Origin of the sequence: Bradyrhizobium australafricanum (genome assembly GCF_020329495.1) — a bacterium.
GTDB lineage: Bacteria > Pseudomonadota > Alphaproteobacteria > Rhizobiales > Xanthobacteraceae > Bradyrhizobium > Bradyrhizobium australafricanum.
In genome coordinates, this window is record NZ_JAGKJL010000002.1 from 336,403 (window position 1) to 359,566 (window position 23,164).

Sequence of the window (23,164 nt, forward strand, 5' to 3'; positions counted from 1 at the left end):
GTGCTTTGGCGATGTCGATGGCCGTTGATTCCTTTGCCGCATCGGTGCGGCGATTTTCACCCCGGCTCCTGCTGTCGGAGCTGTTGCTGAAACAGTGGTTCGAGCCGGTGGTTCCCTTCACCGTGATGATCGGGCTGTGGGGCTATTTCGCGCTCACCATTCCCGACTACGCCTCGGTGCAGAACTCGGTGTCGCTGCTGCGGCTGTTCGCCGAATTCGGCTTCGTCGCGCTGGCGATGGGCTTCTGCCTCGTCACCGGCGGCATCGACCTCTCGGTCGGCGCGATCTTTGCGCTGTGCAATTTCGCGGCACTGTACTTCCTCTTGGTGCGCGAATGGCCGGTCGGCCTCGCGGTGCCGGCGACGCTTCTGGTCGGCGCGCTGCTCGGCAGCATCAACGGCTTCCTGATCGGCTTCCTGAAGACACGGCCGTTCCTGACCACGCTGGTGACGCTGATCATCCTGCGCGCCTCGGTCAACCTGCTCAACACCAGCTACGCCCAGGTGTTCGCGACCAACTCGGTCGAGAGCGACGCCTGGGATTTCATCGGCGGCGGCAGCGTGCTCGGCATTCCCGTCAATGCGGCGACGCTGTTCGTGGTGCTGTTGATCTGCCACATCTTCCTGTCGCGCTCGCGCTACGGCTGGCATCTCACCGCAATCGGCGCCAGCCGCAAGGCGGCGCGCCACGCCGGCATCCGCGTCCGCGTGATGCTGTTCATGACCTATGTGCTGTCGGGCACGCTGTGCGCGGCGAGCGGCATCTTCTACGCGGCGCGGCAGGCCTCGACGGATTCCACCACCGGTGTGGGGTGGGAATTCCAGGCGCTCACCGCCGTCGTGCTCGGCGGGGTGTCGCTGGCCGGCGGCAAGGGTACGGTGTGGCGGGCGATGATCGGCGCGCTGATCATCTTTCTCCTGATCAACGGCCTCGTGCGGATGGGCATCCCGGGCTACGTCACCTCGGCGGTGACGGGCATGATCCTGCTCGCCGCCGTCGGCATCGACGTCAAATGGTCGAAGAACCGCGGCAAGGCGATCCAGAAGATCTATGTCAATCCGGCCTTTGTGCCGCTCGCTTCGGCGCCCGCGGTGCAGCCGGGCGCGGCCTCGCCCTACGCGCAGAACGACCGGCTGATCAACGCGCAGGCGATCGGCGTCGATCAGGTCGAGGGGCCCGAGGACGTCATCCTCGACCGCCAGGGCCGGCTCTACGGCTCGACCCGCGACGGCAATGTGATCCGTTTCTCCGGGCCGAACTTCGAGACCCGCGAGGTGTTCGCCCATATCGGCGGCCGGCCGCTCGGCATGCAGTTCGATCGCGACGAGAATTTGATCGTCGCGGTCGCCGGCATGGGCGTCTATGGCGTCGCGCCCGACGGCCGCATCTTCAAGGTCACCGACGAGACCAATCGCACCTGGTACAAGCTGAATGACGATTCCCGCCTGCGGATGGCCGACGACCTCGACATCGCGCCCGACGGCAAGATCTATTTCAGCGACTGCACCACGCGCTACGAGATGACCACCAACACCCTCGACATCCTCGAGGGCCGGCCGAACGGCCGCGTGGTCTGCTACGACCCGGCGACCAGGACCACGCGCACGGTGATCAACCACTTCTATTTCCCGAACGGGATCTGCGTCTCGCATGACGGCAAGTCGATCCTGATCGCGTCGACCTCGCTGTGCAAGGTGTTCCGCCACTGGATCGACGGGCCGAACAAGGGCAAGACCGAGGTGCTGATGGACGAACTGCCGGGCAACCCGGACAACATCAACCGCGCCTCCGACGGCACCTACTGGCTGGCACTGGTCGGCATCCGCACGCCGACATTCGACCTTGCCGCGCGAAAACCCGGCTTCCGACTGCGCATGGTGAAGCAGGTGCCGACCGACGAATGGCTGGCGCCGGCGCTCAACCATGGCTGCGTGCTGAAATTCAACGAGAAGGGCGAGGCGCTGGAATCCTGGTGGGACCCGACCGGCATCTCGCATTCGACGTTGACCTCGATGCGCGAGCACCAGGGCTATCTCTATCTCGGCGGGCTCGAGAACAACCGGATCGGCCGCATCAAGCTCGACGGCGTCGACGACAGCTGGACCGGCTACGATGCCTATTGGGGCGCAAAGAGCAGGGTGACGACGTAATGGGATTCTTCGATCATCTGCTGCGCGACATCCGCAGCGTCATCGACCGCGACGGCGGCCAGAACGCGATCCCGCCGCTCGACGGCGCGCTGAGCTCGAACGACCGGCTCGACACCGCCACCCCGATCGGCGAGCCGCTGCCCGGCGTCGACGACGTGATCGCCGCCGCCGACGGCACGGTCTATGTCTCGGCCGGACGCCGGGTGCTGAAGCTCGGCGGCAATGACTTGTCGACGCGTAAAGTCGTCGCCGAGTTCGAGGATGATGCCGGCGGGCTCGCGTTGCATACGGACGGCCGCCTGCTGGTCTGCGTCGCGGGCAGGGGCCTTGCCGCGATCGATCCGGCGAAGCCCGATCCGCGCTGGCTGGAGTCCGCCGGCGGCAGCGCGCTCACCGGGCTGTTGTCGGTGACGGCGGCGCCCGATGGCCGCATCTATGCCGTCGAAGGCAGCACCGGCCGACGCCCGGGCGAATGGCGGCACGATCTGATGGAGAAGCGCGCCAATGGCCGGCTCATCAGCTGCGGCGCCGGCTTCGACAATCCGCAGGTGCTGCTGCGTGATCTGCCCTATCCCTATGGCGTGAGTGTTTCGGCCGACGGCAACAGCCTCTGGCTCACCGAAAGCTGGGCGCATCGCCTCAGCCGGTTCGCGCTTGGCGGCAACGGGCTTGGTCCGCGTGAGACCGTCGCCGCCAACATGCCGGGCTATCCGGCGCGGCTGCATCCCGACGGCCACGGCGGCATGCTGCTCGGCATCTTCGCCCGCCGCACCCATCTGATCGAGTTCGTGCTCAAGGAAGACGATTTCCGCGAGGAGATGATGGCGACGATGCCGCCGGATTACTGGGTCGCGCCGGCGCTCGCCGGCGGCAGCGATTGCCTCGAGCCGATGCAGATCGGCAGCGTCAAGGCGCTCGGCATCCAGAAGCCGTGGGCGCCGCCGCGCTCCTACGGTCTGCTGGTGCATCTTGATGCCGAGGGCGATGCGACCGACAGCCTGCACAGCCGCGCCGGCGGCCGCTTCCACGGCATCACCGCCGCCTGCGCCACGCCCTCGGGCGTCGTGATCGCGGCGCGCGGCGCCGGACGCCTGCTGCGCACTACGGGAGAGCTGCGATGAATGACGGTGTGATGCAGGCGGCCCCCGGCGCCAAGACGGCAGAGACCTCCGCCGCCCGCGAGCCGGTGCTGCGGATCACCAACGGTTCGAAAATCTACGGCGGCGTCCACGCTATCGAGGGCGTCAATTTCGACCTCTATCCCGGCGAGGTGCATGCGCTGGTCGGCGAGAACGGTGCCGGCAAATCGACGCTGTGCAAGGCGATCGCGGGCGCGATCCAGCTCACCTCCGGCGACTATCTGCTCGACGGCAAGCCGACCGGTTTCGAGCAGCCGCGCGACGCGCTCAATGCCGGCATCTGCATGGTCTATCAGGAGACCAGCCTGGTGCCGACCATGACCGCCGCGCAGAACATCGAGCTCGGCAACGAAAAGCTGCTGACCCGGTTCCGCACCCTGAACATCCAGGCCCAGCAGCTGCTGCAGTCGCTCAACTTCCACGTCGATCCGGCAACGCCGGTGGCGCTGCTCGGCACCGCCAAGAAGCAGATGGTGGAGATCGCGCGCGCGATCTACAACAAGGCGCGCATCATCATCTTCGACGAGCCGACCGCGTCGCTGACGCCGGAGGAGATCGTCCACTTCTTCCATCTGGTGCGCGACCTGCGCGCTCGCGGCGTCTCGATCATCTACATCTCGCATGCGCTGGAGGAGTCGCTGCAGATCGCCGACCGCATCACCGTGCTGCGCGACGGCAAGCTGGTGATCACGGCGCCGGCCAGGCAGCTCACCCGCGATGCGCTGGTGCAGCACATGGTCGGCCGCGAGGTGGCGCAGGCGGTCTATGGCGGCAAGGCGAAAACCCATCAGCGCCGCGAGAAGGTGCTGACGGTCGAGAACGTCACCATGGGCATGGCGGTCAAGAACATGTCGTTCTCGGTCTATGCCGGCGAGGTGGTCGGCATCGCCGGCCTGATCGGCTCCGGCCGTACCGAGATCGCCAAGATCGTCTACGGCGCGCTGAAGCGCAATCTGGTCAATGGCGGCACCATCCGGCTGCGCGGCAAGCCGATCCGCTACCGCGTGCCGCGGCAGGCGATCAATGACGGCATCGCCTACATCACCGAGGACCGCAAGGCCAACGGCTTCTTCGAGACCATGGTGGTCGACGACAACGTCTATATCGGCAGTCTCGCCACCGGAAAGGGCTGGAGCTTCCTGCTGTCGCGGGCGCGGCGCAGCAAGCTCGCCAGCTACTGGGTCGATCGGCTGAAGATCAGCGCATTGCAGCGCAAGGCCAGGATCATCGAGCTGTCCGGCGGCAACCAGCAGAAGGTGGTGCTGGCCAAGACGCTGGTGCAGGACCCCTCGATCATCATCTTCGACGAGCCGACGCGCGGCGTCGACGTCGGCACCATCCCGCACATCCACGGCGAAATCCGCCGCCTCGCCGACGAGGGCAAGGCGGTGGTGGTGATCTCGTCCTACCTGCCGGAGATCCTCGCGGTGTCCGACCGCATCCTGGTCGCCCGCACCGGCCGCATCGTCGCCGAGTTCGACGCGGCGGACGCGACGCAGGACAAGATCCTGTACGCCGCGGTGCATTGAGGTCGCGCAGCGCGGCCTGTCGTCGGCGTAGGGCGGATTAGCGCAGCGCAATCCGCCATCTTGCCACGCCTTCGATGGGCAAATCAGCAGCAACAAGCTCAGTGTCGTCCCGGCGCAGGCCGGGACCCATAACCACAGATTGTCATTGTTGTACGTCGTTGGAACGGCGAGTCCCGTCGACAACATCTGCTGCGGCGTATGGGTCCCGGCCTACGCCGGGACGACAGCGTTGGGTGGGCCCGAACCGCCCTTGACAATTATTTTAAGTATAAAATAATATCCCCCGTCGGCTCCTGGGGGAACGCGTCTCGTCCGCACCCCCAACCCGCCGAAGCCAACGGGAGAACGCCATGCGTATCGTTTGCATTGGAGGCGGGCCGGCCGGGCTTTATTTCGGCATCCTGATGAAGATGCTGGATCCTGCGCACGTCATTTCGGTGGTCGAGCGCAACCGGCCCTACGACACCTTCGGCTTCGGCGTGGTGTTTTCAGATGCGACCATGGACAACATGCGCAAATGGGATCCGGTCACCGCTGACACGATCGAGCAGGCCTTCAACCACTGGGACGACATCGAGGTCCTGATCAAGGGCCGGCGCATGCGCACCACCGGCCACGGCTTCGTCGGCATCGGCCGCAAGCGGCTGCTCAACATCCTGCAGGCGCGCGCCGAGGAGCTCGGCGTCGAATTGATCTTCGAGCGCGAGGTGAATTCCGATCTCGAGTTTCCCGACGCCGACCTGATCGTGGCATGCGACGGCGTGAACTCGAAGATCCGCACCAAATACATCGAGGCCTTCCAGCCCGACATGCTGATGCGGCCGAACCGCTATATCTGGCTCGGCACCAACCGTCCGTTCGACGCCTTCACCTTCGACTTCCGCAAGACCGAGCACGGCTGGTTCCAGGCGCACATCTACAAGTTCGAGGAGGGCGCGGCGACCTTCATCGTCGAGACCACCGAGGAGGCCTATCTCGCCCACGGTCTCGACAAGATGGAGCAGGGCGACTCCATCGCGTTCTGCGAGAATGTGTTCGCGGAAATCCTCGAGGGGCATCACCTCGTCTCCAACGCGCGGCATCTGCGCGGCTCGGCCTGGCTGTCGTTTCCCAGGCTGATCTGCGGCAAATGGACCGCGTTCAACGGCAACAGCCATGTCGTGCTGATGGGCGACGCCGCCCACACCGCGCATTTCGCGATCGGATCGGGAACCAAGCTCGCGCTGGAGGATGCGATCGAGCTGACCAACCAGTTCAAGATCCACGGCGCGACGCGGGACAGCATTCCCGCGGTGCTCAAGGCTTACGAGGAGCTGCGCCGGGTCGACGTGGCGCGGATCCAGAATGCTGCGCGCAACGCGATGGAATGGTTCGAGGTGGTCGGCTCGCGCTATGCCGACACGCTGGAGCCGGAGCAGTTCATGTATTCGCTGCTGACCCGCTCGCAGCGCATCAGCCACGAGAACCTGCGGCTGCGCGACAAGACCTGGCTCGAGGGCTATGAGCGCTGGTTCGCGGAGCGCAGCGGCGTGGCCGCGACCAACGACCGCGTCACGCCGCCGATGCTGACGCCGTTCCAGATTCGCGGCCTGTCGCTTCATAACCGCATCATCGTCTCGCCGATGGCGATGTATTCGGCGGAGGAGGGCGTGCCGACCGACTTCCATTTGGTGCATTTTGGCTCTCGCGCGCTCGGCGGCGCCGGCCTTCTCTTTACCGAGATGACCTGCGTCTCGCCGGAGGCGCGGATCACGCCCGGCTGCTGCGGCCTGTGGAACGACGCGCAGGCGGCGGCCTACAAGCGCATCGTCGACTTCGTGCACCACAATTCGCAAGCCAGGATCGGCATCCAACTCGGCCATGCCGGCCGCAAGGGCTCGACGCGCGTCGCCTGGGAAGGCATGGACGAAGCGCTGCCGGACCACAACTGGCCGCTGGTGTCGGCTTCGTCAGTGCCTTATCTGCCCGACGGCCAGATCCCGGAGCCGATGAGCCGCGCCGAGATGGACGAGGTACGCGACCAGTTCGTCGCCGCAGCCAGGCGCGCCGTGGGCGCCGGCTTCGATATCCTGGAGCTGCACTGCGCGCACGGCTATCTGCTGTCGAGCTTCCTCTCGCCGCTGACCAACCGCCGCACCGACAACTATGGCGGATCGATCGAGAACCGCGCGCGTTATCCGCTGGAGGTGTTCCGCGCCGTCCGCGCGGTGTGGCCGGAGGACAAGCCGATGTCGGTCCGCCTGTCGTGTCACGACTGGGCCGAGGGCGGCAACACGCCCGAGGATGCGCTCGCCTTCGCGAAATTGTTCAAGCAGGCGGGAGCCGACCTGATCGACTGCTCCTCGGGGCAGGTCTGGGCCGACGACCATCCGGTCTACGGCCGGCTCTACCAGACGCCGTTCGCCGACAAGATCCGCAACGAGGTCGGCATCGCCACTATCGCGGTCGGTGCGATCTCGGAGGCGGATCACGCCAACTCGATCATCGCCGCCGGCCGCGCCGATCTCTGCGCCATCGCGCGGCCGCATCTCGCCGACCCCGCCTGGACGCTGCATGAAGCCGCGAAGATCGGCGTCAAGCAGGTCGCGTGGCCGAAGCAATATCTGTCGGGCAAGTCGCAATACGAGGCCAATCTCGAACGCGCGGCTGCGGGAGTGAAGGCATGATGAGGTTCTGGCCCAACGCACATGCGCTGGTGACCGGTGCCGGTTCCGGCATCGGCGCCGCGACGGCGATCGCGCTGGCAAAAGCCGGCGTGCGCGTCAGCATCGCCGGACGGCGGATCGACGCGCTAAAAGCGACGGCGGCATCGCTCGACAAGCAGGTTGGCGCCGTGGTTTCGATCGACGTGACGGATGAAGCTGCGGTCGCCAAAGGTATCGCGCAGATCGAGGCCGAGGCTGGCCCGATCGATATCCTCGTCAACAATGCCGGCAAGGCCGGAAGTGCGCCGTTCGACAAGACGGGTGCGGCGCTGTGGGCGGACATGCTGGCGAGCAATCTCTCCAGCGTGTTCCTGGTGACGCATGCGGTGTTGCCGGGCATGGCGCAACGCGGCCGCGGCCGCGTGATCAACGTCGCCTCGACCGCGGGTCTCACCGGCTATGCCTACGTCTCGGCCTATGTCGCGGCCAAGCACGGCGTCATCGGCCTCACGCGCTCGCTGGCGCTGGAATATGCACGGCGCGGCGTCACCGTGAATGCGGTCTGCCCGGGGTATACCGATACGCCGCTGGTGGCGGATGCCGCCGCGAACATCGTCGCCAAGACCGGCCGCAGCGAACAGGAAGCGCGCGCCGCGTTGGCAAAAGTCAATCCGATGCAGCGGCTGGTCACGCCCGAGGAGGTCGCCGATGCCATCCTCTGGCTTGCCTCCGAGACTGCATCGTCAATCAACGGACAAGCCGTCGCGGTCGCCGGCGGCGAAGTCTTTACCGGGTGAAGGAACATGTCATGTCCGAGATGAAAGCAAAGCTCCGGCCGTTCAAGGATTATCCCGCAAAGCACTTCCGCTGGCAGGTCGATGCGAGCGGCCGTGTCGCGACCATCACGCTGAACCGGCCGGACAAGAAGAACCCGCTGACTTTCGAGTCCTATGAGGAGCTGCGCGATCTCTTCACCAATCTCAAATACGCCTCCGATGTCCGCGCGATCGTGCTGACCGGCGCCGAGGGCAATTTTTGCTCCGGCGGCGACGTGTTCGAGATCATCGAGCCTCTGACGCGGATGGCGATGCCGGACCTGCTCGCCTTCACGCGGATGACCGGCGAGGTCGTGCGGGCGATGCGCAAATGCCCGCAGATCATCGTCGCCGCGATCGACGGCATTTGCGCCGGGGCCGGCGCGATGCTGGCGCTGGCGTCCGACCTGCGGTTGGCGACGCCGCAGGCCAAGACCGCGTTCCTGTTCACCCGCGTCGGCCTCGCCGGTGCCGACATGGGCGCGTGCGGGTTGTTGCCGCGCGTGATCGGGCAGGGCCATGCGGCCGATCTGCTCTACACGGGGCGTGCGATGAGTGCCGAGGAAGGTTTTGCGTGGGGCTTCCACAACCGCCTGGTTCCGCCGGCGGAGCTCGCCGGTGCCGCGCAGGAGCTGGCGCGCTCGCTCGCGGATGGGCCCTGGTTTGCGCATGGCGTGACCAAGACGATGTTCAACCAGGAATGGGCGATGGGCGTCGACGAGATGATCGAGTCGGAAGCGCAGGCGCAGGCGATCTGCATGGTCACCGGCGATTTCCGCCGCGCCTTCGAGGCGTTCGCCGCCAAGCAGAAACCGGCCTTCGAGGGCAATTGAGATGATCGAGATCCTGCAACCCCAAGGATGGGCCAAGCCGATCGGCTACGCCAACGGCATGGCCGCGCGCGGCAAACAGCTCTTCATCGCGGGCCAGATCGGCTGGAACGGACAATGTGTGTTTGAGACTGACGATCTCGTGGCGCAGATCGGCCAGACCCTGCGCAACATCGTCGCGGTCGCCGCCGCCGGCGGCGCCGGCCCCGAGCACATCGTGTCGATGACCTGGTACTTGCTCGACCGCAAGGAATATTCCGCGCGGCTGAAGGAGATCGGCACGGTCTATCGCGACATCATCGGCCGGCGCTTTCCGGCGATGACCGCGATTCAGGTTGCCGGCCTGATCGAGGACCGCGCCAAGGTGGAAATCCAGGCGATTGCGGTGGTGCCGGATTGAGGGTGACGCAGTTCCGCCAGCCCCGTCATCCTGAGGAGCGCGCAGCGCGTCTCGAAGGATGCACGGCCCGGCTGGTGGCCGTCGACCCTTCGAGACGCGCGTTCCGCGCTCCTCAGGGTGACGGGGAACGAGGAAATGCGCTGAGCGAATGTTAATCCTAAGCCGAACCAGCACGGGTCAGCTAGCGGCCAAGGCCGCAAACCCGCTTGCGGCCGGGCGAGTGGGCATGCGACCCTAGGCCAAAGCGTAAAAGCGTCCTGTTGTGAGTGGAGGTGAGGACGATGAAGGCGATTATCGTCGGAGGCGGAATCGGGGGCCTCACCACTGCGCTGATGCTGCGCTCGCGCGGCATCGCTTGCGAACTGTACGAGCAGTCCGAGACGATCCGCGAGCTCGGCGTCGGCATCAACACATTGCCGCATGCGATCCGCGAGCTGGCGGGGCTTGGCTTGCTCGACAGGCTCGACGAGGTGGCGATCCGCACCTATGAGCTGTTCTATCTGACGCGGCATGGCCAGCAGGTCTGGCACGAGAAGCGCGGGCTCGATGCCGGCCACGACGTGCCGCAATTCTCGATCCATCGCGGCCGCCTGCAAAGCGTGATCCATCAGGCCGTGGTCGATCGGCTTGGCGCCGATGCGATCCACACCGGCTGCCGGCTCGGCTCCTTCACCCAGGACGAAGGCGGCGTCTCGGCCTATTTCTTCGATCGCAGCGGCGCCCATGTGCATACGGCGCGCGGCGACATCCTGATCGGCGCCGACGGCATCCACTCGAAGGTGCGGCAAACGCTGTTTCCGGATGAAGGCGGGCCGTGCTGGAACGGCCTGATGCTGTGGCGCGGCGCGACCGATTGGCCGGCCTTCCTGACCGGGCGCTCGATGATCATCGCCGGCGGGCTGAACGCCAAGGCCGTGATCTATCCGATCGCGCCGGGCTCGAGCCCGGCAAGCCGCCTCACCAACTGGGCGGTGCTGGTGCGGATCGGCGACGGCACCTCGCCGCCGCCCCGCCGCGAGGGCTGGTCCAATCTCGGCCGGCGCGACGAGATGATGCCCTATGTCACGAGCTTCACAATCCCGGAGGTCGACTTCACCGGCCTGATCAACGCGACGCCGGAATTCTGGGAGTATCCGTGCTGCGACCGCGATCCCCTGCCGTATTGGTCGAGCGGCCGCGTCACGCTGCTCGGCGACGCCGCGCATCCGATGTATCCGGTCGGCTCGAACGGCGCATCGCAGGCCATTCTCGATGCGCGCTGCCTGGCCGACATGCTGGCGCGATCGGAGCACCCGCGCCAGGCGCTGGCGGCCTATGAGCGGCAGCGGCTGCCGATGACCGCCGACATCGTCGCCTCCAACCGCCGCGGCGGGCCGGAAGGCGTGATCGACGCCGTCGAACAGCTCGCGCCGCAGGGCTTTACCGACGTCGACACCATCCTCAATTACGAGGCGCGCGAGGCGATCGTCCGCGGCTATGCCGCCAAGGCCGGCTTCGCCGCGCGTGTGGTGGCGCGGCAGTAGAGACAACGTCCGATCTGTCGATCCGTCACCCCGAGAGAATGTGAATGTACTCAGCGTCGTCCTGGCGAAAGCCAGGACCCATTACCCCAACCGTTTGTTGTTGTGCGACGTTGGGGCCACTATCGCACTTTCAATTGAATTCGGTGGTTATGGGCCCTGGCTTTCGCCAGGACGACGGTGTGGAGGCCGCTCGCTACAATTCTCACATCGTCACCCCCGCGCAAAGGCTTCGCCTTTGTCGCTGGAGGAGGCCGCAACGCGGCCGTCTCGAAGGGGCGACGGCCACCAGCGGGAGCGGGGCCGTGCATCCTTCGAGACGCGGCCAAGTGGCCGCTCCTCACGATGACGGAAGAGAGGCCGGTGCCGACGTTACGCCGGAGGCGGCGGCAGGAAGTGGATGTTGTGCTCGGCGGCGAGCCGCACCACGTCATCCGGGTTCTGCTCCTTCATGTTGTGGATCGCCCAGAACAGGTCGTAGAGCCGGCGCGTCGGCGACACCCAGAACAGCGTCTTGGCCGGCTGCTGCGACTTGTTGAAGATGCCGTGCGGCTTGCCCATCGGCAGGCGAACCAGATCGCCTGGAGTTGCGGATTCGTCGGCGCCGTCGAGCATGAAGTCGAGCTTGCCCTCGAGGATGTAGAGGTACTCGTCCTGGTCGGGGTGGATATGCGGAGGAACGAAGGTGCCCGGGGGGAAGGTGGCGTGCCAGGAGAACGAATGCTCGGTGCGGCTCTTCGGCACGTAGGTCTGGCCGAGGATGCTCCAGGAAATGCCCTGGATGCCTTCATTGGCGCGGGTGATGCCGGCGATCTCGTCTTTCATCGTCATGTCTCTTGATCTCCATTTGACGCGTTTTCTTCACGCGAACCGATACCCATTTCGCTCGAAAACGCTTTGAGTGCCTTACTTTGCCGCGCAGTCCTTGGCGTAGCGATCGCCATAATTCGAAAACACCTTCTCGACGATCTCGGTCTGGAATTTGCCGTCCGGCCGCTTCGCGACCTTGGTGAGGTAGAAATCCTGGATCGGATAACCGTTGTTGCTGAACTTGAAATTACCGCGCAGCGAGGTGAAGTCGGCCTTTTTCAGCGCGGCCGCGACCGCGTCCTTGTTGGAGAGGTCGCCCTTCACGGCCTTGACCGCGCTGTCGATCAACAGCGCCGCGTCATAGGCCTGCATGGCGTAGGTGCCGGGCACGCCGTTGTAGGCCGCCTCATAGGCGGCGACGAACTTCTTGCTCTGGGGATTGTCGAGGTTCGGGGCCCAGTTCGCCCCGCCGAACATGCCGACCGCTGCGTCCTGCTGCGCGGGCAGGGTGGATTCGTCGACCGTGAAGGCGGAGAGCACCGGCACGGTGGCGCCGGCCTGCTTGTACTGCTTCACGAGATTAACGCCCATGCCGCCCGGCATGAAGGTGAACAGCGCGTCCGGCTTCAGCGCGGCGATCTTGGACAATTCGGGCTGGAAATCCAGCGTGTTCAGCGGCGTGTAGGATTCCTCGACGATCTCGCCCTTGTAGTCGAGCTTGAAGCCGGCGACGGAGTCGCGGCCGGCCTGATAGTTCGGCACCAGCAGGTAGACGCGCTTGTAGCCGCGGTCCTGCGACACCTTGCCGAGGATCTCGTGCACCTGGTCGTTCTGGTACGACGTCACATAGAAGAACGGGTTGCACTCCTTGCCGGCATAGCTGGAGGGACCTGCGTTCGGACTGATCAGGAAGGTCTTGCTGTCGGTGACCGGGCGGTGGATCGCCTGCAGGATGTTGGAGAAGATCGGGCCGACCACGAAATCGACCTTGTCGCGCTCGAGCAGGCCGCGCACCTTGACCACCGCGCCGTCGGGCTTCAGTTCGTCGTCGGCGTTGACGATCTCGACATCGCGGCCGGCCATCTTGCCGCCGAGGTCCTTGATCGCGAGCGCAAAGCCGTCGCGGACCTGCTGGCCGAGCGCCGCGGCGGGGCCGGAGGTCGTGACCAGCACGCCGATCTTGATCTTCTCCTGTGCGGTTGCCGGGGTGACCGCGACACCCAGCAGCGCCGCCAATCCCGCGAGCTTCGTCAATTGTTTCATGTCTCTCCCCCGGCCACTGCCTTGATGTTTTCGGCTTCAGCCAATTGGCCGCAGCTTAGTCTGACGCGTGCAATCGCCGCAAGCGATGTGGCATCGCGTCAGGGCGATCGTCGCGCATCATGCAGGCATAGCCCATGCAAGCGCCGCGCCAATTGCTTGAAGTTTAAAGAAATTGCAGGATTGCCCAGGCGCGTCAGGCACGATTCGCAATTGTCCTTGCGGGGCGCCGCGAATTGCTTGAAGCTCAAAGCAATTGGTCCGACCGGAACCCGCCGCGGAGGCACGATCGCCGCATGATCCTCGATTCCGAAACCAAAGCCGTCGAACTGCCCGACGACCACGGCACCGAGCTCAGGCTGTGGCTGCGCCTCTTGACCTGCACCACGCTGATCGAAGGCGAGGTGCGCAGCCGGCTGCGCGAGAAGTTCGACGTCACGCCGCCGCGCTTCGACCTGATGGCCCAGCTCGACAAGGTGTCCGACGGCATGACGCTGTCGGACCTGTCGAAGCGGATGATGGTATCCAACGGCAACGTCACCGGGCTGGTCGAGCGCCTGGTTGAATCGGGCCATCTGGACCGCCGCACCTCGGAGGCGGACCGCCGCGTGCAATTCATCCGGCTCACAAAACTCGGCCGCGCCGAATTCCGCAAGATGGCCGCCGAGCACGAGAAGTGGATCGCCGATATCTTCGGCGATCTCTCGCCGAAGGATATCCGCGAACTGATGCGGCTGCTCGCCAAGGCCAAGGGCTCGGCGCAGCGCTCCGCCAAGGCGAGGAGCGCTTAAGCCGTGACCGAGGTCGATTACGAGGTCGAATACAACAACCGGGCGCGGGTGCCGGAAAATCCGGCGCTGATGGCCGGCTGGGCGAGGGACTCCGCGGCCTATCGCGAGCAGCATCCGCCGCGGCGGCTGACCTATGGTCTGGGCAGCCGCAACGTCATCGACCTGTTCGAGGGCGATCGTGGCGGGCCGCTCGTGGTTTTCATCCATGGCGGCTACTGGCAGGCGCTCGACGGCTCGTCATCGAGCCACTGCGCGCGAGGGCTCAACGGCCACGGCATCAGCGTCGCGGTGCCGAGCTACGATCTCTGTCCCAATGTCACGGTCGGCGACATCATCGGCGAGATGCGTGCGGCGTGCCGTGAGCTGGCCAGGCTCGGCCGGCCGCTGGTCGTGTCGGGACACTCCGCCGGCGGACATCTTGCCGCATGCATGCTCGCGACCGATTGGCCGGCCTATGATGCGTCGTTGCCGAAGGGCCTGGTCAGGGCTGCTTACGCGATCTCCGGCCTGTTCGAGCTTCAGCCATTGGTCGGCACCTCCATCAACAAGGCGCTTGGCCTCGACCGCGCCGCAGCACGGGCGGCGAGCCCGTTGTCCTGGACGCCGCCTGCGGGCGCAACGCTCGATGCCGTCGTCGGCGGCGCCGAGAGCGCGGAATATCACCGGCAGAGCCGGACCATCGTCGATGTCTGGGGCAAGGCGGGCGTTGCAACGCGGTTCGGCGTTGTGCCCGACGCCAATCATTTCACCGCGATCGCGCCGCTCGCCGACCCGGGCTCGGCGATGGTCGCGCGGCTGGGGCAGCTTACGCAAATCTGAGGTTCTGAAGGATCGGCCGGCGATTGCCGCGCGATTTCCAGGCTTGCGCCGAATTATTTTAAGTATAAAATGATTGGCGATTGGAACGCTGCCGGGCGTCCTTGTTCTTCTCGACGTTGGTCTTGGCCTTTCTAGATGGAAAGCGAGGGGCAATCGAATGTCAGGTGAATTTCCCGGGCTCGGCCCATCCGGGCATGTCGACGATTTCGCGCGGCGCAACCTGCCGCCATCGGCGCAATGGCCCAGGCTGCTGCTCGACCGGCCGGAGTTTCAATATCCGGATTATCTCAACGCCGCGGTCGAATTGACAGATCGCATCGTCGCGCAGGGGATGGGCGATCGCATCGCGCTGATCGGCAACGGCCGCCAGCGCACCTACAAGGAACTGACCGATTGGTCGAACCGCCTGGCGCACGCGCTGGTGGAGAATTACGGCGTCAAGCCCGGCAATCGCGTGCTGATCCGCTCGGGCAACAACCCGGCGCTGGTCGCGGCCTGGCTCGCGGCAACCAAGGCGGGCGCCGTCGTCGTCAACACCATGCCGATGCTGCGCGCCGGCGAACTGGCCAAGATCGTCGACAAGGCCGAGATCTCGCTGGCACTGACCGACAGCCGCATCGCGGATGAACTGGTGGCCTGCGCCAAGACCAGCAAATTCCTCAAGCAGGTCGTCAATTTCGACGGCACGCAGAACCACGACGCCGAGCTCGACCGGATCGCGCTGAACAAGCCGGTCAAGTTCGATGCGGTGAAGACCGGCCGCGACGACGTCGCGCTGCTGGGCTTCACGTCGGGCACGACGGGCGAGCCCAAGGCGACCATGCACTTCCACCGCGATCTCCTGATCGTTGCCGATGGTTATGCGAAGGAGGTGCTCAAGGTAACGCCGGACGATGTGTTCGTCGGCTCGCCGCCGCTCGCGTTCACATTCGGCCTCGGCGGGCTCGCGATCTTCCCGCTGCGTTTCGGCGCCACCGCAACGCTGCTGGAGAACGCAGCGCCGAGCGAGATGATACGGATCATCGAAACCTACAAGGCGACGATCTGCTTCACCGCGCCGACCGCCTATCGAGCGATGATGGCCGCGATGGACAAGGGCGCCGATCTGTCGTCGCTGCGGCTCGCCGTCTCGGCCGGCGAGACGCTGCCGGCGCCGGTGTTCGAGAGCTGGACCAGGAAGACCGGCAAGCCGATCCTCGACGGCATCGGCAGCACTGAGCTGCTGCACATCTTCATCACCAACCGCACCGGCAGCGCCGTCGGCGGCACCACGGGCACGCCAGTCTCGGGATACGAGGCCAAAATCGTCGACGAAGACATGAACGAGCTGCCGGCGGGCCAGGTCGGCAAGCTGGCGGTGCGCGGCCCGACCGGCTGCCGCTATCTCGCGGACGTGAGGCAAACCAAATATGTCCGCGACGGCTGGAACATCACCGGCGATGCCTTCGTCAGCGACGAGAACGGCCGGCTGTCCTTCGTGGCGCGGGCCGACGACATGATCATCTCGGCGGGCTACAACATCGCCGGTCCCGAGGTCGAGGCCGCGCTGCTCGGCCATCCCGATGTCGCGGAGTGCGCCGTGATCGGCGCACCCGACGAGGAGCGGGGACAGATCGTCTCGGCGTTCATCGTGCTGAAGCAGGGCGCGCGCTGCGACGAGGTCGAGGTCAAGCTGCTGCAGGATCACGTCAAGGCGACGATCGCGCCGTACAAATATCCCCGCGCGATCGCCTTCGTCGAGGCGCTGCCGAAGACCCAGACCGGGAAGATCCAGCGCTTCAAGCTGCGCGAGGCAAGCTGACAAGTAAAAGGGGAGGGCGACGGCCCGCGGCCGCCGCCCGACAGATCAATGCGCCGCGCCGCCGCCGGCCGCATTCTTCGGCTTGCCAGTCAAGAGGATCGCGATCGCGGCGAACACCAGCACGATGCCGATCACGGCAAAGGTGTCGCTGAAACCAAGCACCAGGGCCTGGCGCTTCACGATATTGCCGAGCGCCACGATCGCCTGGTGGTGCGCGGTCGCCGGATCGGAGATGCCGTGGCTGAGGAAGTAGTTGGTGACCTCGGCGATCCGGGTGCGCACTTCCTCGCGGCCGAGGTCGACCGACTGGCCGATGATGTTGGAGTGGAATTGCTCGCGCTTGGTGACGATGGTGGCGAGCAGCGCCGTGCCGATCGCGCCGCCGAGATTGCGCATCATGTTGGAGATGCCGGAGGCCGCCGCGGCATCCTGCGGCGCGACGCTGCCGAGGCTGACCGCCGACAGCGGCGCCAGCATGATCGCCTGGCCGATCGCACGGACGATGTTCGGGACGAAGAACTGGTCGCCGGAGTAATCGAGCGACATCGCGATGTTCATGAAGGAGGAGACCGCGAACAGGATCATGCCGGTGAAGGCGATGAAGCGCGGATCGAAACGCTGCATCAGCTTCGGCACCAGCGGGATCAGGATCAGCTGGGGCAGGCCGGTCCAGGCCAGCACCTGGCCGATCTGCTCGGCGTTGTAGCGCTGCACCTGGCCGAGATAGGCCGGCAGCAGGTAGACCGAGCCGAACAGTGCGAAGCCGACGAACACGGCCGAGATGGTGCCGAAGCCGAAGCTGCGCTGGGTCAGGAGGCGCAGTCGGATCAGCGGCTTCTCGACGACGAGCTCGATCCAGACGAACAGAGTGAGGCTGACGGCGGCGATCACCGCGAGCTTGACGATGAAGGGCGAGCCGAACCAGTCGTTCTTGTTGCCTTCCTCGAGCACGGCCTGCAGCGATGACAGGCCGATCGCCATCGTGACGATGCCGAGCCAATCGCCCTCGCGCAGCAGATGCAGCTGCATCGGCTGGCGTTCCAGCGTGAAGTAGAGCGTGATGACCATCACCGCGGTCGGGATCACATTGACGAAGAAGATGGTCTGCCAGCCGTAATTCTCGGTGAGGTAGCCGCCGATGGTCGGTCCGATCGCGGGGGCGAAGGTCACCGCGAGCGCAAACATGGCAAGGCCGACCGGCTGCTGGGCCTTCGGCAGCTTGGTGAAAACCAGCGTGAAGGCCATCGGGATCAGCACGCCGCCAAAGAAGCCCTGCAAGCCGCGCATCGCGATCATCGAGGGCAGGTCGTGGGTGAAGGCACAGGCGACCGAGAAAATCGCAAACAGGGTGGCGAAGCCGATGATGATCTTACGGAAGGAAAACACCCGGCTGAGATAGTCGGTCAGCGGGATCACCACGATCTCGCCGATCAGATAGGAGGTCGAGATCCAGGAGCCGTTGTCGACGCCGGTTCCGATGCCGCCCTCGATGTTGAGCAGCGAGGCGTTGGTGATCTGGATGTTGAGGATCGCCATGAAGGCGCCGATCATGGCGGCGACGATGCAAATCCAGACCGCCATGCTGGCGCGGTTGGGATCGGCCGCTACAGCTGCCGCGCGGGGCGCAGCAGAAGGGGAGGAGAGCGCGAGGTCGGACATGACATCACCTATTTGAATGAGGCGACAGCGAGCTTGGGAGAGGCGCCGGAGCGCGGCGCCTCGCCGGGTTGCGACAAGGTTGCGATGGTCGGGATGACCGACATGCCGGGCCGCAATTCGACCGCCGTCGCGTCGAGCGCAATCTTCACCGGAATGCGCTGCACCACCTTGGTGAAGTTGCCGGTCGCATTGTCTGGCGGCAGCAGCGCGAATTCCTGGCCGCTGGCGGGCGCGAGACTGTCGACATGGCCGCGCACCACCTGTCCCGGGAACATGTCGACCGCGATCTCGACCAGCTGACCCTTGCGGACATTGGTGAGCTGCGTCTCCTTGTAGTTCGCGATCACATAGGCGCCGGTGGCGGGCACCAGCGACATCAGCTGCGTGCCGGCCTGGACAAACTGGCCGGTGCGCAGGGTGCGGTTGCCGACCACGCCGTCGATCGGGGCTGATATGGTGGTGTAGCCGAGGTTCAACTCGGCCTGATGCTGGAGCGCGGTTGCGCGCGCCTGCGACGCGACGGCCTGGGCGATGTCGGCCTTGAGCAGCTCCACCTGACGGAGCGCGGAGGCGAGGTTCGCGGTATCGCGGGCGACGGCGGCCTGTGCGCTGGCGTAGCGCGACTGCGCCTGCTGCGCGTTCTGCACGCTGCCGAAGCCGGTGCCGGCGAGGTCGGTGTAGCGCTTGTTCTCCTGCTCGGCGAAGGTCTGCGTCGCGGTGTCGACGGCAAGGGTCGCGCGTGCCGCTTCGATCACCGAATGCTGCACATCGAGCTGCGCATGCTTGCTGGCGATCGCGGCTTCGGCGGCGGCAACATCGGCCTTGGCCTGATCCAGCGCGACCCTGAAATCGCGATCGTCGATCCGCGCCAGCATCTGGCCGGCGCGCACATGCTCATTGTCGCCCACCAGCACCGCGCTGAGATAGCCGGAGACTTTTGGCGCGATCGTCGTGTTGTCGGCCTTCACATAGGCGTCGTCGGTCGAGACCTGGAAGCGGCCGACCGTCCAGTAATCCCAGCCGTACCAGGCTCCGCCCGCGAGGACGGCGAGCGCCGCGCCGGCCAGCAGCAGGCGGCGAAGCCTGCCCTTGGCGGCGGGCGGCCTGGCGGCCTCCGGATTTGCGATCAATTGCCTGGCGGCCTCGGCCGGAACCTGGCTTTCGGCCTTGAATGATGTCTCATGCTGGCTCATGGCGGCGCTCCTGATCCGTCTATCTCGCTGGAAAGTCTTGCCAATTCCGGTCGATGCGCGCGGGATTAATTAGGAAACTTGATGTTTTCCAAAATAGAGCCCATATTGGGAGTGTCAATAGAATGACAGGCATCATTTAAAAGCATGGCTCGCGGATGAACCGGAATGGCAAGGATCAGACTGAGCAAGGCGCGCCGGCGCGGCGCGGCCGGGGGCGGCCGCAGCTGCGTTCCGACGACGAGACGCGCGCGCTGATCTATGACGCCGCGCGGCGCGAGTTCTCCGAGCGCGGCTTCGCTGCGGCCAACATTGCCGACGTGGCCTGCCGCGCCGGCGTCTCCACCAAGACGCTCTACCGGCTGATCCCGACCAAGCTGGCGCTGTTCGAGGGCACGGTGACGGACCGGATGGACCGATTCATATCCGCCGTAAATCTCGGCGCCTGCGATGGCCGTGATATCGCGGCGGCACTGGAGGCCGCACTCTCGAGCTGTGGCGAGCTGATCCTCGATGCCGAGGTCATCGCGCTTCAGCGCATCATCCTGGCCGACAGCGACAAATTTCCCGACATCGCCGAGATGTTCTACGAGAAGGCGATGCAGCGGACGCTTGGCGCGCTCGCTGCGTGGCTCGGCGTGCAGCAGCGGAGGGGACGGATCGCCGTAAACGACGCGCAGGCCGCTGCGGGCATGCTGCTCGGCATGCTCGTGTTCCAGCCGCAACGCGACGTGATGTACGGCCACAGGCCGCCGCCGTCGCGGGCGCAAATCGAGGCCCGCGCCAAGGCCTGCGCGGTACTGTTCCTGTCCGGATGCGCCGTGCCGGCCGACCAGATCAAGAAGCAGAACGGAGAGGCGTGACGCCCCGCGTCACTTGCCCATTGCCGCCGCCGGCGGCTGGGCCAGCACCTGCCGGATCATCCGCGCGAGATCGGACTTGCGATAGGGCTTCGGCAGCAGCGTCACATCCGGGTCGAGACGGCCGTGGTGGATGATCGCGTCCTCGGTGTAGCCGGAGGTGAAGAGCACGCGCACCGAGGGCAGTTTGGCGATCACGGCATCGGCGACCTGCCGGCCGTTCATGCCGCCGGACATGATGACGTCGGTGAACAGCACGTCGCAGACGAACCCCTTGTCGACCGCAGCCAGTGCTTCCGGGCCGTTGGCGGTGACCATGGTGCGGTAGCCGAGCTGCTCGAGCTGGGCGCTGACGTAATTGCGCACCAGCGGATCGTCCTCGACGACCAGGATCGATTCATTGCCGCCGCGCGTGTCGACCGGAGGAGGCGGCTCGACGTCGATCATGTCGCCGCTGCTGCGCGGCAGATAGAGCTTGATCGAGGTGCCGTGGCCCTCTTCGGAATAGATCTTGAGGTGTCCGTTGGACTGCTTGATGAAGCCGTACACCATGCTGAGCCCGAGGCCGGTGCCCTTGCCGGTGTCCTTGGTGGTGAAGAACGGCTCGAACACCTTGTCGCGGATCCCCGCCGGGATGCCCCCGCCGGTGTCGCTGACCGCGACCATCACATATTCACCCGCCCGCACGTCGGGGTTGGCGACGGCATAAACCTCGTCGAGGATGACGTTGCTGGTCTCCAGCATCAGCTTGCCGCCATCGGGCATCGCATCGCGGGCATTGACCGCGAGATTGAGCAGCGCGGTCGCCATGTGGTTCGGATCGATGAAGGCCGACCAGGCATCGGGCTCGAGCGCGGTATCGATCTCGATCTGCTCGCCAAGCGAGGGGCGCAGCAGCCGCGCGGTGTCCTGCACCAGCGTGTTGAGATTCGCTTCACGCGGTTGCAGCGGCTGCAGCCGCGAGAAGGCCAGCAGGTGCTTGGTCACTTCTGCACCGCGAAACGCCGCATCGGTGATCATCTTGGCGACAGACGACAGCGCCGGATCATGTTCAACGGCTTCCGCGAGGATGTCGATCAGGCCGGTGATGACGGTCAGGATATTGTTGAAGTCGTGGGCGATGCCGCCGGAGAGGTGCCCGACGGCCTCCATTTTCTGCACCTGGCGGAGCTTTTGCTCGGCTTCGAGCTGTTCGCGGGCGGCCTCGACCTCGCGGGCGCGCATGAAGATTTCCGCTTCCATCTGCTCGGTGCGCTCGCGCAGCCGGTCGGTCAGCTGGTCCTGCTCGGCACCGCGCTGCTTCAGCTGGATGAAGCTGGTGACGTCTTCGACCCGATGGATGATGTAGGTGAACTGCCCGTTCGGCCCCAACACAGGCGAATTGCGCGGGCTCCAATAGCGTTCCTCGAAGCCGCCGCCCTCCGACTCGGGCTTGCGGATATCGTATTTCTGCACCGTCATGGTGTCGGGGCGGCGGAACTGGACCACGCGCTCGAGCGAGGCGCGCAGGTTCCGCACGCCGTCGGCGGTCGGATCGTCCGGATTGTCGGGAAACACCTCGAACAGCCCGCGCCCGAGGATCGCAGCGCGCTCGGTCTTGGTGGCGCGCAGATAAGCGTCGCTCACTGCCACGATGCGGAAGTCGGGCTGCGTCAGCACCAGATAAAGGCCGGGCGCCGCCTCGAATAACGCCTTGAAGTCGGGCGTCGGCGGGGACTGGTTCTGCAGTTCAACCTCCCTCGCAGGGTGCGGTCCGCCGGGTGACCGCAGTCAAGATGTGACATGCGTTTCGCGGAACTTCAATGCCTAACATACGGCACCACCTCGATTTTCTGGCTCGATCGGGCGTTGCGACGTCGCCCGGGCGTTAGTTTGAATTCGGCAGATAGCGCCAGCCCTCCTTGCCAAGGAAATCCAGCATGGCCTGCGCGGGCGGCAGCAGGATCTTGTCGGCGCGCCTGATCGCGTGCCACTGCCGGACGATCGGCAGGCCCTTCACCTTGAGCACCACCAGCCGGCCGTCCTCCAGTTCATGGAACACCGTGTGCTGGGAGATGAAGGCGATGCCGAGCCCGGCCATCACCGCCTGCTTGATGGTCTCGTTGCTGTCCATCGCCATGCCGAGTTTCGGCTCCAGCCCGACCCGTTCGAAATATTGCTGCATCAACATCCGCGTCCCCGATCCTTGCTCGCGAGTGATGAAGGTTTCGTTGGCGAGCTCCGACGGGGCGACGTGCCGCCGCCGCGCCAGCCGATGATCGGGCGCGGCGACGATGAAGTGCGGATGCCGGCCGAGCGGCTTCATCTCGACCTCGACGTCGGCCGGCGGCCGGCCCATCACCGCGATGTCGAGATCATAGCCGCGCAGCGCGTCGCGAATCTCCTCGCGGTTGCCGATCCTGAGCGTGACCTCGATCTTGGGAAAGCGGCGCGAGAACGCCGCGATCGCGAACGGCACGAAGTATTTCGCGGTGGAGACCGCGCCCATCGCGACGCGGCCGCCGCTGCGGCCGGCGATCATGTCGAGCGACTGCTCGCAATCCTTCAGCGCTGCCTCGATCCGCTCGACCAGCGTCAGCACATGCGCGCCGGCATCCGTCAGCGCCATGCCGTCGCCGGTGCGCTGGATCAGCGGCAACCCTGCGAGCGCCTGCAGGTTGCGGAGCTGCAGCGTCACCGCGGGCTGCGTCAGGTTCAACCGGTTGGCGGCCGACGTGATCGATCCGGCCTCGTGCAAGGTCGACAGTGCGCGCAGCTGGCGGATGGTGAGATCCCGCGAGAAGTTGCCGGCCATGACAAGCTCCATAAGAAATACTTTGCCCGGACCAAAGATAATAAAATTTCCCTAATTGGGCAATTCGCGCGTTGATAGGGCGAAGGCGACTCCCCTGAGGTCGCCTCTCGAAGCCTCGGGACAGAGGGCGCGATCATAGGGAGAGGCCGGTG

Annotated in this window: 18 protein-coding genes; 12 read left to right on the forward strand and 6 right to left on the reverse strand. The window is 65.6% G+C overall.

Annotated features, from left to right (window positions below; genetic code table 11):
• The first annotated feature begins 17 nt into the window (after positions 1–17).
• The 8 genes from J6525_RS03315 (at position 18) to J6525_RS03350 (ending at position 11,031) form a co-directional block, all read left to right on the forward strand.
• Positions 18–2,150 (forward strand): ABC transporter permease, encoded by a 2,133-nt coding sequence (locus tag J6525_RS03315; protein ID WP_312009726.1) that lies wholly within the window; start codon positions 18–20, stop codon positions 2,148–2,150.
• Positions 2,150–3,271, forward strand: coding sequence for an SMP-30/gluconolactonase/LRE family protein (locus J6525_RS03320; RefSeq protein ID WP_225642051.1), 1,122 nt, complete (start codon positions 2,150–2,152; stop codon positions 3,269–3,271). Before J6525_RS03315 ends, J6525_RS03320 begins: the two co-directional genes overlap by 1 nt.
• Positions 3,272–3,282: 11 nt before the next feature.
• Complete coding sequence (locus J6525_RS03325; protein ID WP_225642087.1) at positions 3,283–4,818, forward strand: sugar ABC transporter ATP-binding protein; 1,536 nt, start codon at positions 3,283–3,285, stop codon at positions 4,816–4,818.
• A gap of 350 nt (positions 4,819–5,168) precedes the next feature.
• On the forward strand, positions 5,169–7,484 hold the full coding sequence (locus tag J6525_RS03330; RefSeq protein ID WP_225642052.1) for a bifunctional salicylyl-CoA 5-hydroxylase/oxidoreductase: 2,316 nt from the start codon (positions 5,169–5,171) through the stop codon (positions 7,482–7,484).
• A complete protein-coding gene (locus tag J6525_RS03335; protein WP_225642053.1) occupies positions 7,481–8,260 on the forward strand; it encodes an SDR family NAD(P)-dependent oxidoreductase in 780 nt (259 codons plus the stop codon). Before J6525_RS03330 ends, J6525_RS03335 begins: the two co-directional genes overlap by 4 nt.
• An 11-nt stretch (positions 8,261–8,271) precedes the next feature.
• The gene (locus tag J6525_RS03340) at positions 8,272–9,111 is read left to right on the forward strand and encodes an enoyl-CoA hydratase family protein (RefSeq protein WP_193375388.1); all 840 of its coding nucleotides are present in this window, start codon (positions 8,272–8,274) and stop codon (positions 9,109–9,111) included.
• Between the two features lies 1 nt (position 9,112).
• A complete protein-coding gene (locus J6525_RS03345; protein ID WP_038382134.1) occupies positions 9,113–9,508 on the forward strand; it encodes a RidA family protein in 396 nt (131 codons plus the stop codon).
• Between the two features lie 281 nt (positions 9,509–9,789).
• Positions 9,790–11,031, forward strand: a complete 1,242-nt coding sequence (locus J6525_RS03350; protein WP_225642054.1) for a flavin-dependent oxidoreductase — start codon at positions 9,790–9,792, stop codon at positions 11,029–11,031.
• A gap of 369 nt (positions 11,032–11,400) precedes the next feature.
• Here the strand turns inward: J6525_RS03350 and J6525_RS03355 are convergent, their stop codons facing one another.
• Entirely contained in the window at positions 11,401–11,853 is a 453-nt protein-coding gene (locus J6525_RS03355; protein WP_026192554.1) for a cupin domain-containing protein, read from the reverse strand.
• Positions 11,854–11,934: 81 nt separating this feature from the next.
• Positions 11,935–13,101: an ABC transporter substrate-binding protein gene (locus tag J6525_RS03360; RefSeq protein ID WP_225642055.1), complete on the reverse strand. Its 1,167-nt coding sequence runs from the start codon at positions 13,099–13,101 to the stop codon at positions 11,935–11,937.
• 293 nt (positions 13,102–13,394) lie between these two features.
• On the opposite strand from J6525_RS03360, the gene J6525_RS03365 reads away from it, so the two are divergent.
• From J6525_RS03365 to J6525_RS03375, 3 genes are all read left to right on the forward strand, one after another.
• Entirely contained in the window at positions 13,395–13,889 is a 495-nt protein-coding gene (locus J6525_RS03365; protein ID WP_225642056.1) for a MarR family winged helix-turn-helix transcriptional regulator, read from the forward strand.
• Positions 13,890–13,892: 3 nt separating this feature from the next.
• Positions 13,893–14,708 (forward strand): alpha/beta hydrolase, encoded by an 816-nt coding sequence (locus tag J6525_RS03370; RefSeq protein ID WP_225642057.1) that lies wholly within the window; start codon positions 13,893–13,895, stop codon positions 14,706–14,708.
• A gap of 157 nt (positions 14,709–14,865) precedes the next feature.
• The gene (locus J6525_RS03375) at positions 14,866–16,509 is read left to right on the forward strand and encodes a benzoate-CoA ligase family protein (RefSeq protein WP_225642058.1); all 1,644 of its coding nucleotides are present in this window, start codon (positions 14,866–14,868) and stop codon (positions 16,507–16,509) included.
• A gap of 45 nt (positions 16,510–16,554) precedes the next feature.
• On the opposite strand, the gene J6525_RS03380 is transcribed toward J6525_RS03375, so the two are convergent.
• A complete protein-coding gene (locus J6525_RS03380) occupies positions 16,555–18,168 on the reverse strand; it encodes a DHA2 family efflux MFS transporter permease subunit (RefSeq protein ID WP_376708419.1) in 1,614 nt (537 codons plus the stop codon).
• 8 nt (positions 18,169–18,176) lie between these two features.
• Positions 18,177–19,361, reverse strand: coding sequence for an HlyD family secretion protein (locus tag J6525_RS03385; RefSeq protein WP_225642059.1), 1,185 nt, complete (start codon positions 19,359–19,361; stop codon positions 18,177–18,179).
• A gap of 155 nt (positions 19,362–19,516) precedes the next feature.
• On the opposite strand from J6525_RS03385, the gene J6525_RS03390 reads away from it, so the two are divergent.
• Entirely contained in the window at positions 19,517–20,221 is a 705-nt protein-coding gene (locus J6525_RS03390; RefSeq protein ID WP_225642060.1) for a TetR/AcrR family transcriptional regulator, read from the forward strand.
• A 9-nt stretch (positions 20,222–20,230) separates the two neighbouring features.
• On the opposite strand, the gene J6525_RS03395 is transcribed toward J6525_RS03390, so the two are convergent.
• The gene (locus tag J6525_RS03395; protein ID WP_312009729.1) at positions 20,231–21,988 is read right to left on the reverse strand and encodes an ATP-binding protein; all 1,758 of its coding nucleotides are present in this window, start codon (positions 21,986–21,988) and stop codon (positions 20,231–20,233) included.
• A 97-nt stretch (positions 21,989–22,085) separates the two neighbouring features.
• The gene (locus J6525_RS03400) at positions 22,086–23,012 is read right to left on the reverse strand and encodes a LysR family transcriptional regulator (protein ID WP_028331483.1); all 927 of its coding nucleotides are present in this window, start codon (positions 23,010–23,012) and stop codon (positions 22,086–22,088) included.
• Between the last annotated feature and the right edge of the window lie 152 nt (positions 23,013–23,164).